Annotated in this window: 16 protein-coding genes; 7 read left to right on the top strand and 9 right to left on the bottom strand. The window is 67.1% G+C overall.

Features of this window, described 5'->3' with window-relative positions; all coding sequences use genetic code 11:
* Nucleotides 1-13: 13 nt before the first annotated feature.
* Both NCO8_RS10760 and NCO8_RS10765 read left to right on the top strand, forming a co-directional pair.
* Nucleotides 14-766 carry a GAF and ANTAR domain-containing protein gene (locus NCO8_RS10760; protein ID WP_067638599.1) on the top strand — a complete coding sequence of 251 codons (753 nt, stop codon included), beginning with the start codon at nt 14-16 and terminating at the stop codon, nt 764-766.
* Nucleotides 763-1542, top strand: coding sequence for a GAF and ANTAR domain-containing protein (locus tag NCO8_RS10765; RefSeq protein ID WP_067638601.1), 780 nt, complete (start codon nt 763-765; stop codon nt 1540-1542). Before NCO8_RS10760 ends, NCO8_RS10765 begins: the two co-directional genes overlap by 4 nt.
* A 10-nt stretch (nt 1543-1552) precedes the next feature.
* On the opposite strand, the gene NCO8_RS10770 is transcribed toward NCO8_RS10765, so the two are convergent.
* Nucleotides 1553-2233, bottom strand: coding sequence for a PAS and ANTAR domain-containing protein (locus tag NCO8_RS10770; protein WP_067638602.1), 681 nt, complete (start codon nt 2231-2233; stop codon nt 1553-1555).
* 202 nt (nt 2234-2435) lie between these two features.
* On the opposite strand from NCO8_RS10770, the gene NCO8_RS10775 reads away from it, so the two are divergent.
* Nucleotides 2436-2921, top strand: a complete 486-nt coding sequence (locus tag NCO8_RS10775) for an STAS domain-containing protein (protein ID WP_167353269.1) — start codon at nt 2436-2438, stop codon at nt 2919-2921.
* Nucleotides 2922-2955: 34 nt separating this feature from the next.
* The gene (locus NCO8_RS10780; RefSeq protein ID WP_067489689.1) at nt 2956-3138 is read left to right on the top strand and encodes a hypothetical protein; all 183 of its coding nucleotides are present in this window, start codon (nt 2956-2958) and stop codon (nt 3136-3138) included.
* 49 nt (nt 3139-3187) lie between these two features.
* Here the strand turns inward: NCO8_RS10780 and NCO8_RS10785 are convergent, their stop codons facing one another.
* Nucleotides 3188-3538 carry a hypothetical protein gene (locus tag NCO8_RS10785; protein ID WP_067638608.1) on the bottom strand — a complete coding sequence of 117 codons (351 nt, stop codon included), beginning with the start codon at nt 3536-3538 and terminating at the stop codon, nt 3188-3190.
* A 1-nt stretch (nt 3539) separates the two neighbouring features.
* Nucleotides 3540-3962 carry a ChaB family protein gene (locus NCO8_RS10790; protein ID WP_067489684.1) on the bottom strand — a complete coding sequence of 141 codons (423 nt, stop codon included), beginning with the start codon at nt 3960-3962 and terminating at the stop codon, nt 3540-3542.
* Nucleotides 3963-4079: 117 nt separating this feature from the next.
* Between NCO8_RS10790 and NCO8_RS31245 the strand changes: the two genes are divergently transcribed.
* Complete coding sequence (locus tag NCO8_RS31245; protein ID WP_133734118.1) at nt 4080-4280, top strand: hypothetical protein; 201 nt, start codon at nt 4080-4082, stop codon at nt 4278-4280.
* A 9-nt stretch (nt 4281-4289) separates the two neighbouring features.
* On the opposite strand, the gene NCO8_RS10795 is transcribed toward NCO8_RS31245, so the two are convergent.
* The 5 genes from NCO8_RS10795 to NCO8_RS10815 all read right to left on the bottom strand — a co-directional run bounded on the left by NCO8_RS10795 (nt 4290) and on the right by NCO8_RS10815 (nt 8900).
* On the bottom strand, nt 4290-5255 hold the full coding sequence (locus NCO8_RS10795; protein WP_067638610.1) for a glycine betaine ABC transporter substrate-binding protein: 966 nt from the start codon (nt 5253-5255) through the stop codon (nt 4290-4292).
* Nucleotides 5252-5989 (bottom strand): ABC transporter permease, encoded by a 738-nt coding sequence (locus tag NCO8_RS10800; protein WP_067638612.1) that lies wholly within the window; start codon nt 5987-5989, stop codon nt 5252-5254. The genes NCO8_RS10795 and NCO8_RS10800 overlap by 4 nt, the downstream gene beginning before the upstream one ends.
* Nucleotides 5986-7245 (bottom strand): ABC transporter ATP-binding protein, encoded by a 1260-nt coding sequence (locus NCO8_RS10805; protein ID WP_067489678.1) that lies wholly within the window; start codon nt 7243-7245, stop codon nt 5986-5988. Before NCO8_RS10805 ends, NCO8_RS10800 begins: the two co-directional genes overlap by 4 nt.
* Nucleotides 7242-7886, bottom strand: coding sequence for an ABC transporter permease (locus NCO8_RS10810; RefSeq protein WP_067638614.1), 645 nt, complete (start codon nt 7884-7886; stop codon nt 7242-7244). The genes NCO8_RS10805 and NCO8_RS10810 overlap by 4 nt, the downstream gene beginning before the upstream one ends.
* 99 nt (nt 7887-7985) lie before the next feature.
* A complete protein-coding gene (locus NCO8_RS10815) occupies nt 7986-8900 on the bottom strand; it encodes a TauD/TfdA dioxygenase family protein (protein ID WP_067638616.1) in 915 nt (304 codons plus the stop codon).
* A gap of 356 nt (nt 8901-9256) precedes the next feature.
* Between NCO8_RS10815 and pepN the strand changes: the two genes are divergently transcribed.
* Nucleotides 9257-11731 carry an aminopeptidase N gene (pepN, locus tag NCO8_RS10820; RefSeq protein WP_067638618.1) on the top strand — a complete coding sequence of 825 codons (2475 nt, stop codon included), beginning with the start codon at nt 9257-9259 and terminating at the stop codon, nt 11729-11731.
* 43 nt (nt 11732-11774) lie between these two features.
* On the opposite strand, the gene NCO8_RS10825 is transcribed toward pepN, so the two are convergent.
* Nucleotides 11775-12590: an SDR family oxidoreductase gene (locus tag NCO8_RS10825; protein ID WP_067638620.1), complete on the bottom strand. Its 816-nt coding sequence runs from the start codon at nt 12588-12590 to the stop codon at nt 11775-11777.
* Between the two features lie 259 nt (nt 12591-12849).
* Between NCO8_RS10825 and NCO8_RS10830 the strand changes: the two genes are divergently transcribed.
* Nucleotides 12850-13395 (top strand): DUF8020 domain-containing protein, encoded by a 546-nt coding sequence (locus tag NCO8_RS10830; protein ID WP_067638622.1) that lies wholly within the window; start codon nt 12850-12852, stop codon nt 13393-13395.
* Nucleotides 13396-13404 lie beyond the last annotated feature (9 nt).

A 13404-nucleotide genomic window follows, 5' to 3' on the forward strand; every position in this document is an offset into this window, starting at 1 on the left:
ATCGGAGGGCTCGGTGGAGGACGCGTTCCGGGACCGGCCCGGAGAATCACCCGACCGGCGACCCGCCGGCGGCGAAGGTTCGCTGTTCGGCGGCATCGGCGCGCTCTGCACCGCCGCGGTCCGGCTCACCGGCGTCGACGGGGCCGCCGTCGCCCTGCTCAGCCGCACCTCGCAAGCGCGAGAACTCGTCTACGCCACCGATGCCACCGCCCAGCACCTCGACGAACTCCAATTCGTCGTCGGCGAGGGTCCCTGCATCGACACCTATCGCGGCGGCGGACGCCAGCTGTGGCCGGACCTGACCGCCACCCCGGCGACCACCCGCTGGCCCGTGTTCACCACCGAGCTCCTCTCGCTCGGCGTGCGGGCCCTGTTCGCCTTCCCGATCCCGAGCGACGGCACCACCGTCGGCGTGCTGGAACTGTATCGGGCGAACAGCGGCCGCCTCACCGCCGTCGAACAGGAATCGGGCACCGCGTGCGCGGCCGCCATCGGCCACATGCTCGGCACCGATCTGGACCGGCTCGCCAACACCGATCCCCTCACGGTCGACCCCGCGGGCGAGGAATTCTCGCGCGCGGTGATCTTCAACGCCGCGGGCATGGTCGCGGTGCAGCTGGCCGTGTCGGCGGACGAAGCCCTGGCCCGGCTGCGTGCGTACTGTTATGCCAACGGCCGCTCGATCAGCGCGGTCGCCGCCGATATCGTGGCTCGCAGACTGTCGCTGCGCGACGAGCGTGACTCCAGTGAAGGGCAGGGACGATGAACACCGCGCAGACCCGCCTCGCCGTCGCGGATCTGACCGCGACACTGGCCACCGACTTCGACGTACCCGCCCTCCTGCACGCCGTCGCCGAACACGCCTGCCAGTGCTTCGACGCTGTCTCGGCCGCAGTGATCCTGCTCGACAAGCGCGCCGACAGCAGCGGCATCCAGATCGTGGCCGAAGCATCCCGTGAAGACACCGTCGCCGACCCGCGCCTGCACATCAGCGGCCCAGGTCTGACAAGCGCACGCGACGGTGCCGTCGCCATGATCACCGATATCGACCAGCCCGACGAAGGCGCCCGCTGGCCCGACTACCGTCAACGCGCCCGCGCGGCCGGTATGCGATCGATGCGCGCGTTCCCCGTCAAAGCCATGACCGAGCCGCTCGGCTCGGTCGTCGTCCACGCCGACGAACCGTGGGGCAATGAGCGTCCCAACGACTTCGGGCAGATCCTGGCCGACCTCACCGCGATCGCCCTGTCCATGGGAACCGAACACGGGCGGGTGAGCACCACCGCCGACACAGTCGCAGCGGTCCTCGACGGCACCAGCGTCATCGCCACAGCCGTCGGGATCCTCGCCGAATACTTCGACCTCGACCTCGATGCCGCCCGCGCCCGGCTCCGCAAACTCGCCCGCGCGCACCAGAGCACCCCCACCGAACAGGCTGCGGCCATCGTCGACGCCCAGAACACCAACCCCACCGACCCGGGCGCCGTGCCTGCCCTGCACATCCCCGACGAGCCCGTAGCACCCCCACACATCGACCGATAGGTGCCGGCGCCTACTCCTTCACAGAGTCGGGCATGTGTGCGGTGAGTAGCACATGGTCCAGCCTGGTGCGCAACTTCACCTCGTCGCCGGCAACTTTCGGCAGCTCGGCGACCACGCGCTCCGCGATCGTGCGCAATTTGACATTGGTTTCCTGCGAGCGCCACCGCAACACGCGGAACGCCTGCTCGGCGCTGATCGCATACACCAGCATCAACGCGCCCTTGGCCTGCTCGATCACTGTGCGCGCCTCGAGCACACCCGGCAACGTGGTGTCGAGCGCCTCCCGCCGGAACTCCTCGGCGGTCTCGGTGACATCGATGTAATACCCCGCGGTGCCGATCACCGCACCGCTCTCGTCGCGCCACGGTTCCGATACCACGAGGACGTCCCTGACCTGGCCGTTGGTGTCGACGATGCGGTGATGACTCGAGAACGCGCCGCCGTCCTCCACCGAGGTGATCATCGCCTCGAGCCGGTCGCGGTCACGCGGATGTTTGTGCGACAGGAGCAATTCCGTCGTCGGCTGGGTTCCCGGCGCATAACCGTGCATCGCGGCGACCTCGTCGGACCACTCCCACCGATGCGTGCCGAACCGGTACCGGAACCACCCCACCCGCAACGGATCGCCCACACCGACAACTCGCTCGACGAGCAAGCGCTCGTCGGAGGACACATCCCGCCGATCGGTCATGCCCTCAGTATTCACCGCCCGCGCGGTCGCGGCGCCGGGGCACAGGTCACGGCTGCGTCCCGAATTTCGGCATCGAGTCGGTCACAGTCCATGACAGCGGCGTACCGACGTGCTCAAATGGGTAGTACCAGCCGATCTTGAGGATCCAGGACCGGTCGGCGCAGCGCGCGAGGCCTGCCGGTGCCGAGGAAATCGAGTACTCGTGAACACCCATTCCAGCCACGTAGAACGATACGAACTACCCGCTTTCGACGGCGAACCACCGGATGTGTCGGCGCGCGTGAGTGCCGACATCGAGACCCGATCGAACGCGATCGTCCTGTACGTACACGGCGACATCGACGCCTACACCATCACCCGCTGGCGCCACGTCCTCGACGACGCCTTCCAGCGAGCATCGGGTGGCAGGCAGTTGGTCGTCGACCTCGACGAGGTCACCTTCATGTCCTGCCGATCGATCATCGATCTGGCCTGTCGCGCCCAGCAACACCACACCGTCCGGGTGAGCGTGGTCAAGGCCGCGCCTTCGGTCCTCGACCGCATCATCACCGCCGCCGGACTCGCCCAGTGGCTGACCCTGCACACAGACCTGGCCGACGTCATCTCGACGTCGACCGATCCGCCCCGACCGAGCCTGCGTGTGTGGACACACCGCGAACCCGACCGGGGCACCCCAACACATCAGTGAAGAAGCAGTTCAGTTCTCTCGAGGAAGTTGTGCAATGCGCTATTCCGATCATCCTGTCTTCGACACCACCGAACCGGCGACCGAGCCGGACGCCACCGTTGTCAGCTGGCCCGAACCGAGCCCACTGCAGTCGTGGTGGAACGACATCATGCAGGGCGTGAAGCCGCCGCGCACTCGAACCGGCGGCCAGAAATCCTCACGTCTGCCGCAGAACTAGCCCGATCGGTGCCGCAGGGCCGTCCGCCCTGCGGTGCCGTCCGGACTGGTCACCCGGTCACCGTGGTACCAGCGGAAATCATCAGATACGCGGTCATCAGGATGAACAGGAACCATCCCGCCCCCTGCCACACCCGCCACGGCCGCCCGTCGCGATAACGCTGATAGGTGTGCACGAAAGCACCGATCCCACCGGCCAGCAATACCAGCGACGGACCGATCATCACGGCGGCCTGCGCCGGGGTATCGCACAGGTGAGTCTGCGCGCCCGCACAATTCGTGCGTGTCGCGGCCCAGAAGTTCACCACGGCGAAGACGATCGCCGCGAAGCCGATCACACATACGCCGTAGAGCACGGCGCGACCGTATGCCTGGTCGTCACCACCGCCGCGGGCGGTCATCTCAGGACCGCGCCCGCGCGGTCGCACGCCGGTTGGCCTTCTCGATGGCTTCGACCAGTTCCTCCTTGGTCATCCGCCACCTTCCGGTGATCGACAACCGCCCGGCGACATCGATGAGGTGACTCTTGGTCGCGTTCGCGTTCACCCCTTCGGCGCTCTCACCGCGCGGCGTCCGCCCGCCGGAAGCAGCCCGCGAATCCGACGGCCCCCTGGTACCTTTCGGTTCCCAGTGATCCCCCACCTTCTCGAAACTGTGCTTCAAAGCGCTGTAGGCGACCCGGTTGGCGCGTTCCTCGGTGCCGTACTCGTCCAGCGCCGCGTCGTGGGCCTTGGCGAACGTCCGCTGTGCCTTGGCGCTGGAACGCTGCAAAGTGCTCGGCAGCTCCGATGTCCGCGCCCGGCCCGAGCTCGTGGTCTTCGGCATCTCGACAGCCTTTCTCTCGCGGTCACTGTGGCGCTACCCAGGCCGGAGCAGCCGAAACCCGCAGATCGAACCGAAAATAACGGTTTAGTAACCGCGGTTCCTGGCAACTATGAAGATATGACCCACTCACGTAATCGGACACCGAATACGACGAGTACGGATCTGACCAGCACCGCCATCATGTTGGCCACCTGCGTGTTCTTCTTGTTCGGTCTCACGACCCTCACCGGATCCCTGGCCGTCGCCGCTCTCGGCGCACTCGGCCTGGCCGCCGCCATGGCTACCGCGACCAAGATGGTCGGCCTCAACCACCTCTGACCCGCGCGCCTACTCGATCAGGTTCGCGCTCTTCAACCACTCGTAGGCGACATCGGCCGGGTCCTCCCCGTCGATGTCCACGCGACCGTTGAGCTCACGCATCAGATCGTCGGTGAGCCGCTCGGAGATGGCGCCGAGCAGCGGACGCAGCTGCGGATGCGCCTCGATCACCGCACCACGCACCACAGCGGTCCCGCTGTAGGGCAGAAAGAACTTCTTGTCGTCTTCCAGCACAACCAGATTCAGGTTCTTCACCCGACCGTCGGTGGTGTAGACCATGCCGAACCGGCACGGCTCACCCTTGGCGGTCGCGGTGTAGACGACCCCCGCGTCCATCCTGGTGACATTGCCCGCGGGCACCCCGTTGGGATCGTTGTAGGGAATGCCGTACTTCGCCAGCATTGGGATGAAACCGTCCGAGCGACTGAAGAATTCGTCGTCGACACAGAACGTGCGCTCCGCTACCGGCAGCTGCGCGACCGCCGACAACGACCGCACCCCCAGCCGTTCGGCCGTCGGCGTCGAGGCGGCGAAAGCGTAGGTGTCGTTGAAATTCGCGGGCGCCAACCACTCCAGATCGTGGTCACGCTTCTCCACATCGTGCACCCGCTGCCACAACTCCTGCGGGTCGACGATCGTCTCGGTCTCGTTGTGGTAGTTCACCCACCCCGTACCCGTGTACTCCCACAGCACATCCGCGTCGCCGTTGAGCTGCGCCTGCCGCGACGACGCCGACCCCGGCGCACCCGTCAGATCCGTGATCGACGCGCCCGCCGCGGCCAGATACGTGGCGGTGATCTTGCCCAGCAGCACGCCCTCGGTGAAACTCTTCGACGTCACCGTCAGCTTCGCGCCCTCGAGCGGCCGATCGCCACCGGGCAGACTCGCGTCGTGGAACGTCCCCGACGAGCTCACCAGCCCACACCCGGCGAGCAGCGAAACACTCGCCACCAGCGCGCACACCAGCCGTCTCATGAGATACCTCGCGGGGTCGCGGCCAGCTCCACGAGCCGGCCGAGCCAGTCGATGATCAACGCGAGCAGCCCGACGAGCACCGCACCGGAGATGAGCAACTTCGGCAGGAACAAGGTCACACCGGTCGTGATGAGCGTCCCGAGACTGGTCGCACCGATGAACGTGCTCAAGGTCGCGGTACCGACCAGGATCACCAGCGCCGTGCGCACACCGTTCAGGATCACCGGCACCGCGAGTGGCAACTCCACCTGCACCAGCGTCCGCAGCCCGGAGAACCCGATCCCCCGCGACGCCTCGATCGTGCGCTGATCCACCTGCCGCAACCCGACGATCGTGTTCTGCAGAATCGGCAGGATCGCGTAGACCACCAAACCGACCACCGCCGTGCGGAACCCGGTTCCCAACCAGAACGTGAAGAGCACGAGCAGACCCACCGCCGGGGCGGCCTGCCCGATATTGGCGATGTTCACCGCCAGCGGTTCGAGCCTGCGCAACGCGGGCCGGGTCAGCGCGATGCCGAGCGGAATCGCGACCGCGACCACGATCAGCGTCGCCACCACGGTGAGCCGCACATGCTCGACGATCGTCGTCCGCAGATTCGCCCAGCCCAGCGACGCCTGCTCGGTCGCGGTGAACGTCGACGCCCGGTACCACAGCAGGTACCCGATCCCGATCACCGCGATGATCAACGGTTCGAACCACACGTCGATCGGCAACGCGCGCAGCCGCTTCACGCCGGATCACCCGGCCCCGGCTCCGCGGCGACCACCGGGGTCGGCGTCGGATCCGAACCATCGACATAGGTCTCGTAGGACGTCTCGCCCTCGGCATTGTGCGCCTCGGCCAGCTTGGTCTGGATCACGTCGGTCACCGCACCGATACTGAGCGAACCGACCACCCTGCCCCGCCCGTCGGTGACCAGCGTGGCGCCCTGGCTCGCCGCGAGCATCGCGTCGAGGGCGTCGTTGAGCGTGGAGGACTGCGCGACCACCGGCAGCCGCCGATCCAGATAGTCCGACACCTCCGGCTTGCTCGACACCTCACGCAGCGACGGCCACGAACGGGGCCGCCCCGCCGAATCGACCACGACCACCCAGGTGTGGCCGGCGCGGGTGGCCCGGCCGATCACCTCTTTGGCTGGCTCACCGATCCGCGCGGTCGTCACCGGATCGACCTCCACATCACCCACCCGGGACACCGTCAGATACGCCAGTTTCGCGCCCGATCCCACGAATTCCTCCACGAACGGTGTCGCCGGATCGGTGAGGATCTCCTCGGGCCGCGCGTACTGCTCCACATGCCCACCCTCGGACAGGATGAGCACCCGATCGCCGAGCTTGGTCGCCTCCTCGAAATCGTGGGTAACGACGACGATGGTCTTACCCAGCTCGTGCTGGATCGCGATCAGGCTGTCCTGCAAGCGAACTCGCGTGATCGGATCGACGGCGCCGAACGGTTCGTCCATCAGCAGTACCGGCGGATCCGCGGCGAGTGCCCGCGCCACACCCACGCGCTGCTGCTGACCGCCGGACATGTCCTTGGGCAGCCGGTCGGCGAAGGTCGCCGAGTCCAGACCCACCAGATCCAGCAGATATTCGGTACGCTCGGCGATGCGCTTCTTGTCCCAGCCGAGCACCCGGGGAATCGCCCCGATGTTCTTGGCCACCGACCAGTGCGGGAACAACCCACCCGACTGGATGACATAACCGATGGACTGACGGAGCTTGTCCGGATCCTCCCTGGTCACATCGCGTCCACCGATGAAGATCCGGCCCTCCGTCGGCTCGATCAACCGGTTGATCATCTTCAGGGTCGTCGTCTTCCCGCAGCCCGACGGCCCGACGAAGGCGACGATCTCACCCGCCTCGATCTCGAGGTCCAGCCGCTCGACGGCCGGCTTGTCCTGCCCCTTGTACCGCTTCACGACGGAGTCGAGGACGATGGACGCGCCGGTCACGTCGCGTTCGGACGGGGTGGTCACCGTGGTCATGAGAGCCCCTTGGCAATGGTGAGTCGTCCGAGCAGGACGAGGAGCGCGTCGAACACCAACGCGACGACAACGATGAGAATGGTTCCGGTGAGCGCCATTTCGAGCGCGTTCGCCCCGCCGAGCCGCGACAGCCCGTTGAAGATGAGCGAACCGAGTCCCGGACCGAGCACATAGGCGACGATGGCGGCGACGCCGACGATCATCTGCGTGGACACCCTGATGCCGGTGAGGATCACCGGCCAGGCGATCGGCAGCTCGACGGTGAGCAGAATCCGCCACCGCGACAACCCGATCCCCCGCGCCGACTCCACCACCGAGGCCGGTACCGAGCGCAGGCCGACGATCGCATTACCGATCACCGGCAGCGCGGCGAAGAACGCCAGCATCAGAAACGACGGAACGACACCGAGCCCGAACGGCACGAGCAGCAGAGCCAACAGCGCCAGCGAGGGAATCGTCAACGCCACCCGGCTCGACGTGAGCGTCAATGCCGACGCCAGCGGCAGCTGGTACACCGCCACCGCGATCAGCACCGCGACAACGGTTCCCACCAGCACGGTCTGGAAAGCCAGCGACGCGTGCTGATAGGTGAGAAAGGTCAGCACCTCGCCCCGACCCTGGATATAACTCCACAAATTCACGGCATTCCCATCGTCGGGCTGGACCGATTCGCGCGCGATCGCCGGATAAACCTGCGGTCGCAGACTAACCGATACCGCTCGGTCGACGGCGGATTCGCGTCAGGCCGCACGGTGGGGCGCGGTGACATAGTCGCGCGCATCGCCCTCGATCACCGTGCTCGGCCGCCCGTCGACACCGACCGGGACCGGTCCCCCGAGCGTGATCCGGGTGAGCCTGCGATGCGCGCCGTCGTAATCGTCCACGGCGTAGTGCTGGGTGGCCCGGTTGTCCCAGATCGCGACATCGCCGAGCGACCAATTCCAGCGGGTGGTGTGCTCGAGGCGCGTCACCCGATCCTGGAAAAGCCTGAACAACGCCCGCGATTCGCTACCGGAGACGCCGACGATTTCCTTCACGAAGCAACCGAGCAGCAGGGCACGCTCACCGGTTTCCGGATGCACTTCCACCACCGGATGCTCGGTCTCGAAATACGTCGACTCGAATTCGCGCCGATACGCCCGTTCGAAATCATCGGCTCGGTCCACAACGTCGGCCGCGTAGTCGTACCGATTGGTGTGCTTGGCGCGCAGATTCTCCGCGAGCAATTTCAGCGAGGCAGGCAGCGAGTTGTACGCCGCGACGGTGGACGCCCAGGTGGTCGTGCCGCCGTACTCGGGCAGCGTCACCGCCCGCAGGATCGAGGCCTTCGGCACCCGGTCGACGAACGTGACATCGGTGTGCCACACATTCGACCTGGTCTGATGCGAGTCGATCGCCAGACTCTTGGCCCCTGCCGAGGTCACCGTGGGGTGCGGGGTGGTCGGTGCACCGAGGAGCTCGGCGAATTCGTACTGCCCGTCCTCGCTCAGGTGCTCCTGACCGCGGAAGAAGATCACTTTGTGTTCGGCGAGCGCGGCGCGAATGGTGTCGACCGAACGCACATCGAGGTCACCACCGAGGCGGATGCCGTCGATGCGGGCACCGATGTGGGCGCCGAGCTTCACCACACGCAGGGCGTCGGCTGGAACGGACATTCGAGGGCCTTTCGATCGAACCTGCGCGAACAGGACCTACGAAACCAGTCGGCGGATACAGCGAACAGCATTCTGTTCACGCTGAGCCGAAGGCGGCTTCTGCCCCTCGTGGTCCTAAGAAGGCCGGCGTAGCCGGTTGTTTTGTTAGGGACTGTAGGGTTATTCATTAGTAGATGCGCATATCGCGCTATCGGCATGCTATTTACCGATCTAAGGCTGGTCCGAGGCGTGCACCGCTCCGGCAAGCACATCGACCGTCGGCCTCGGCCGCCCGAATTACCTTGCCTCCCGGGCGAATAGATCGGGGCCGCGATAACCACTCCCCTCCCCCACCACATGACTGGCAGGATCGGGACGTGACTACCGCCAACCTGACCCGCTCCGAGACCGCCGCGCGATCCACCACGGTCACCGTGCGTGACTACCGCGTCGAACTCGATCTGTCCGGCGCACCCGACCGCACTCGCCCGGGATTCACCACCACGACGACGGTCGCCTTCGACGCCACGGCGACCGAGACGTGGCTCGATTTCCTCGGCCTCGCAGTCGAGTCGGTCACCGTGAACGGACGGGAAGTGGCGGTCGACTTCGACGGCGCGCGGATTTCGGTGACCGGCCTGTCGGCATCGAACGTCGTCGTCGTGCGGGCGATCGGCGAGTACAGCCGCTCGGGTGAGGGCCTGCACCGGTTCCTCGATCCGGTCGACGGCAGCACCTACCTCTACACCCAATACGAGCCGGCGGACGCGCGCCGGGTATTCGCCTGCTTCGAGCAGCCCGATATGAAGGCGCCGTTCACCTTTGTCGTCACGGCGCCCGACGGCTGGGAGGTGGTGTCGAATCGGCCCGCCGATACCGTGACCGTCGACGGCCCGAATCAGACGGTGGAGTTCTCACCGACCCTGCCGATTTCCACCTACATCACCGCGGTCGCGGCCGGTCCGTATCACCGCGTCGAATCCTCCTGGAGCCGTGGGGAACTGACGATCCCGCTCGGGGTGCTGTGCCGCGCCTCGCTGGCCGACCATCTGGACGCGGACACGATTCTCGAGGTGACCCGCCAAGGGCTCGACTTCTTCGCCGAGCATTTCGCCTACCCGTACCCGTGGGGCAAGTACGACCAGGTGTTCGTGCCCGAATACAACCTCGGCGCCATGGAGAACCCGGGCCTGGTCACCTTCACCGAGGCCTACGTGTTCCGTGGTGCGGCGACGGCGGCGCAGTACGAGGGCCGGGCGAACACGATCCTGCACGAGATGGCGCACATGTGGTTCGGTGATCTCGTCACCATGGTGTGGTGGGACGACCTGTGGCTCAAGGAATCCTTCGCCGACTACATGGGCGCGCTGGCCAGCGCGGAGGCCACCGAGTGGACCGACGCCTGGGTGGCGTTCGCCAACCGCCGTAAGGCGTGGGCGTACCTGCAGGATCAGTTGCCGACGACGCATCCGATCGTCGCCGACATCACCGATCTCGAGGCGGCCAAGCTCAATTTCGACGGCATCACCTACGCCAAGGGCGCGAGCGTGCTCAAGCAGCTCGTCGCCTATGTCGGCCGGGAGGCGTTCTTCGCGGGCGCCCGCCGCTACTTCCGGGCCCACGCGTTCGGCAACACGACCCTCGATGACCTGCTGACGGAGTTGTCCGCCGAGTCCGGCCGCGACCTCGACGCGTGGGCGCGCGCCTGGTTGCAGACCACCGGCGTCTCCACCGTGACCCTCGACGACGACCACATCGTGCAGACCGATCCGCGCCCGCACCGGCTCGCGGTCGGTCTCTACGACTTCGACGCCGACGGCGCCCTCGTCCGCCGTGACCGCGTGGAGGTCGACATCGTCGAGGAGCGCACCCCGATCACCCTCTCCCCCGCTCCCCTGCGGCTGCTCAACGACGGCGATCTCACCTATGCGAAGGTTCGTCTCGACGCCGATTCCCTGGTGACCGTGGAGCGCTCACTCGACCGCGTGGTCGACCCGCTGGCCCGCGGGCTGATCTGGTCGGCGCTGTGGAATGCCACGCGCGACGGCGAGCTCGCCGTCGGCCGGTATCTGACGATGGCCCGCAACTTCGCTCCCGCCGAGTCCAATACGGCCCTGCTCACGGCGGTGCTTTCGAACGCCTCCTTCGCCATCGGTCACTACCTGCCGACTGCCGAGCGCGACAGGTGCCGCCAGGAATGGCTCGAATCATGCTGGACGGCACTGCATTCCGCTGCGCCCGGTTCCGGCGAGCAGCTGGCGTTCGCCCGCGCGACCGCGGCCGCCGCCACCGTCGACGCGGGGCGGGCCGCCGATATCCGCGCCCTGTTGCTTGGTGAAACTCCCCCTCCGAAGGGGCTGGCCCTGGACCCTGACCTGCGGTGGGCCCTCTGGACGGCACTGGCCGCGACCGGCGCCGCGACCACCGACGATCTGGACACCGAACTCACCCGCGACGACACCGCCTCGGGCCGCACTGCCCACCTGCATGCCCTGGCCGCCCGCCCGGACCGGGACGTGAAAGCCGCCGCGTGGACGCGCATCTTCGACGACACCGCGCTCACCAACGACCACCTCGACGCCGTGATCGACGGCTTCCGCGCAGGCGACCGCCGCGACCTGATCGGCTCCTACGACGACGAGTACTTCACCCGACTGCGTCCGACCTGGGAGCGGCGCAGCATCGAGATCGCCCGCCGCATCGTCGTCGGTCTCTTTCCCGCCGCCGATTCCCTGGCGGCGGTGGACAACTGGCTCGCGACGAACACCGACGCCCCCGCTGCCCTGCGCCGCCTGGTGGTCGAGCAACGCGATCATCTCGCCCGCGCACTGCGGGTCCGCGCACTCGGATGAAGCTCGACCGCCACGAGCCCCGCAGGGGCCGTAGGCATGTGGATCAGCCGTCGAGGAACTGGTCGGCGTTGGCTTTCGCCCAGTCGCGGAAGGTGGTCGCCGGGCGGCCGGTGATGTCCTGGACGCTGGTGATCGGCAACGTGTCGGTCGGCGGGCTGTAGCCGAGCAGGACGTTGTCGACGTACCACTCGGTGTTTTCGCCCATGCTCGGTGCCAGGGCGGCAATGGTTTCGGCCCGATCGGATCGGCGGAAGGTGAGCTCGCGGCCGATGGCGGCGGCGATCTGGGCGAGCTGCTCGGCGCGGGTGAGGACTTCCGGTCCTGCCAGCGGGTAGGCACGCCCGAGGTGGTCGTCGTCGAGCAGTGCGGTCGCGGCTACCGCGGCGATATCGTCCATCGCGACGGGTGCGGTGGCCGTCTCGGGGCGCGGTTCGCGAACCGCGCCCGTAGCGCGGATCTGCTGTGACCAGCTGACGCTGTTCTCCATGAAGTCGGCGGGCCACAGGTGCGTCCACGCCAGCCCACTGTCCTCGACGGCGTTGCTCACGGTCCCCCACCAGCTGTCGGGTTCGCCGGACAGATCGACGACGTGGCGGACGCCGGCCGCTGCCGCTCGCTCGAGCACCGCACCGACGACTTCGGGCGCCGGGGCGAGATAGATCCGGTCCACGCCGACGAATACTCCGTCCAGGCTGTCCGGCTTACGCAGGTTGCCGCGCACCGGCACCACCCCGGCGGGCAGCGCCGCCCGGTCCGGATTCACCGTAAACGCCCGGATATCGGAGACCCCTCGCGCGATCAGTTGGTCCACGACCTTGCGTCCGACACTGCCCGTTGCTCCTGTCACCAGGATCGTCATGACGTTCCTTCCGCTCGATTCCCTGAATACTCATCCTGCCGAGAAAATCCGGATCCGGCATATACGAATTTCGAGGGCATAGCGAAACCTACGGTGTGGCAATCTCATTCGGTGAATGCGTCCATTCGGTGATGTTTTTCCGGTATGACCGCTGGTGGGTTCACATCCGGTGGGGACAGTGTGAAGATGATCTCGGGCCGAGATCCGGTCCGGCAGAGGATGTTCCGCCGGACTCCGGCGGGCAGACTGGAGGGGCAAGATGAAGAAATTCTGCGCGGTCGCTGTCCTCGCGGTCGGGGCTGTCGGCCTCACCGCCACCACCAACGCTCACGCCGCACCGACGGCGGCCCCGGTTGTCCAGGGCACCGAAAACGGGGTGGCGTTCACCGCGGGCCCCTCGGCCGACGGTGCAGGGCTCACCACCTCGGTGGTCGACGGCACCTTCACCTTCACGGGCGGCACCGTGACCCTCACCGATCGCGAGGGCCGTGCGGTCGCGTCCATTCCGACCCGAATCGCCTCGACCGCGGGCACCTTCGACCTGGCAGCGGCGATCGCGGCCGACGGCCGCTCGCTCACCCTGACTCCGGTGGGCGCTCCGGCCGCCGTCACGGCCCATACGGCCGAGTTCGTCGACGAGGCCGCCGAGACCCAGGCCCGTAAGCAGCACAATGCGGGGATCGGCGCGCTCATCGGCGCCGGAATCGGTGCTGTTCTCGGCTTCTTCCTCGGTGGTGTCGGTGCGCTGGTGACCATCCCGATCGGTGCGGGCATCGGCGCGCTGATCGGCTACTCGACGCCGTAGCGAGGCGGT

This window comes from Nocardia coubleae NBRC 108252 (assembly GCF_001612805.1).
GTDB lineage: Bacteria > Actinomycetota > Actinomycetes > Mycobacteriales > Mycobacteriaceae > Nocardia > Nocardia coubleae.

What these genes read in the sequence shown, in the direction of transcription:
- NCO8_RS10765 (WP_067638601.1), top strand. Translation starts at nt 763, where the DNA reads ATGAACACCGCGCAGACCCGCCTCGCCGTCGCGGATCTGACCGCGACA.
- NCO8_RS10770 (WP_067638602.1), bottom strand. Translation starts at nt 2,233, where the DNA reads ATGACCGATCGGCGGGATGTGTCCTCCGACGAGCGCTTGCTCGTCGAG.
- NCO8_RS10780 (WP_067489689.1), top strand. Translation starts at nt 2,956, where the DNA reads ATGCGCTATTCCGATCATCCTGTCTTCGACACCACCGAACCGGCGACC.
- NCO8_RS10785 (WP_067638608.1), bottom strand. Translation starts at nt 3,538, where the DNA reads ATGACCGCCCGCGGCGGTGGTGACGACCAGGCATACGGTCGCGCCGTG.
- NCO8_RS10790 (WP_067489684.1), bottom strand. Translation starts at nt 3,962, where the DNA reads ATGCCGAAGACCACGAGCTCGGGCCGGGCGCGGACATCGGAGCTGCCG.
- NCO8_RS31245 (WP_133734118.1), top strand. Translation starts at nt 4,080, where the DNA reads ATGACCCACTCACGTAATCGGACACCGAATACGACGAGTACGGATCTG.
- NCO8_RS10795 (WP_067638610.1), bottom strand. Translation starts at nt 5,255, where the DNA reads ATGAGACGGCTGGTGTGCGCGCTGGTGGCGAGTGTTTCGCTGCTCGCC.
- NCO8_RS10805 (WP_067489678.1), bottom strand. Translation starts at nt 7,245, where the DNA reads ATGACCACGGTGACCACCCCGTCCGAACGCGACGTGACCGGCGCGTCC.
- NCO8_RS10815 (WP_067638616.1), bottom strand. Translation starts at nt 8,900, where the DNA reads ATGTCCGTTCCAGCCGACGCCCTGCGTGTGGTGAAGCTCGGCGCCCAC.
- NCO8_RS10825 (WP_067638620.1), bottom strand. Translation starts at nt 12,590, where the DNA reads ATGACGATCCTGGTGACAGGAGCAACGGGCAGTGTCGGACGCAAGGTC.
- NCO8_RS10830 (WP_067638622.1), top strand. Translation starts at nt 12,850, where the DNA reads ATGAAGAAATTCTGCGCGGTCGCTGTCCTCGCGGTCGGGGCTGTCGGC.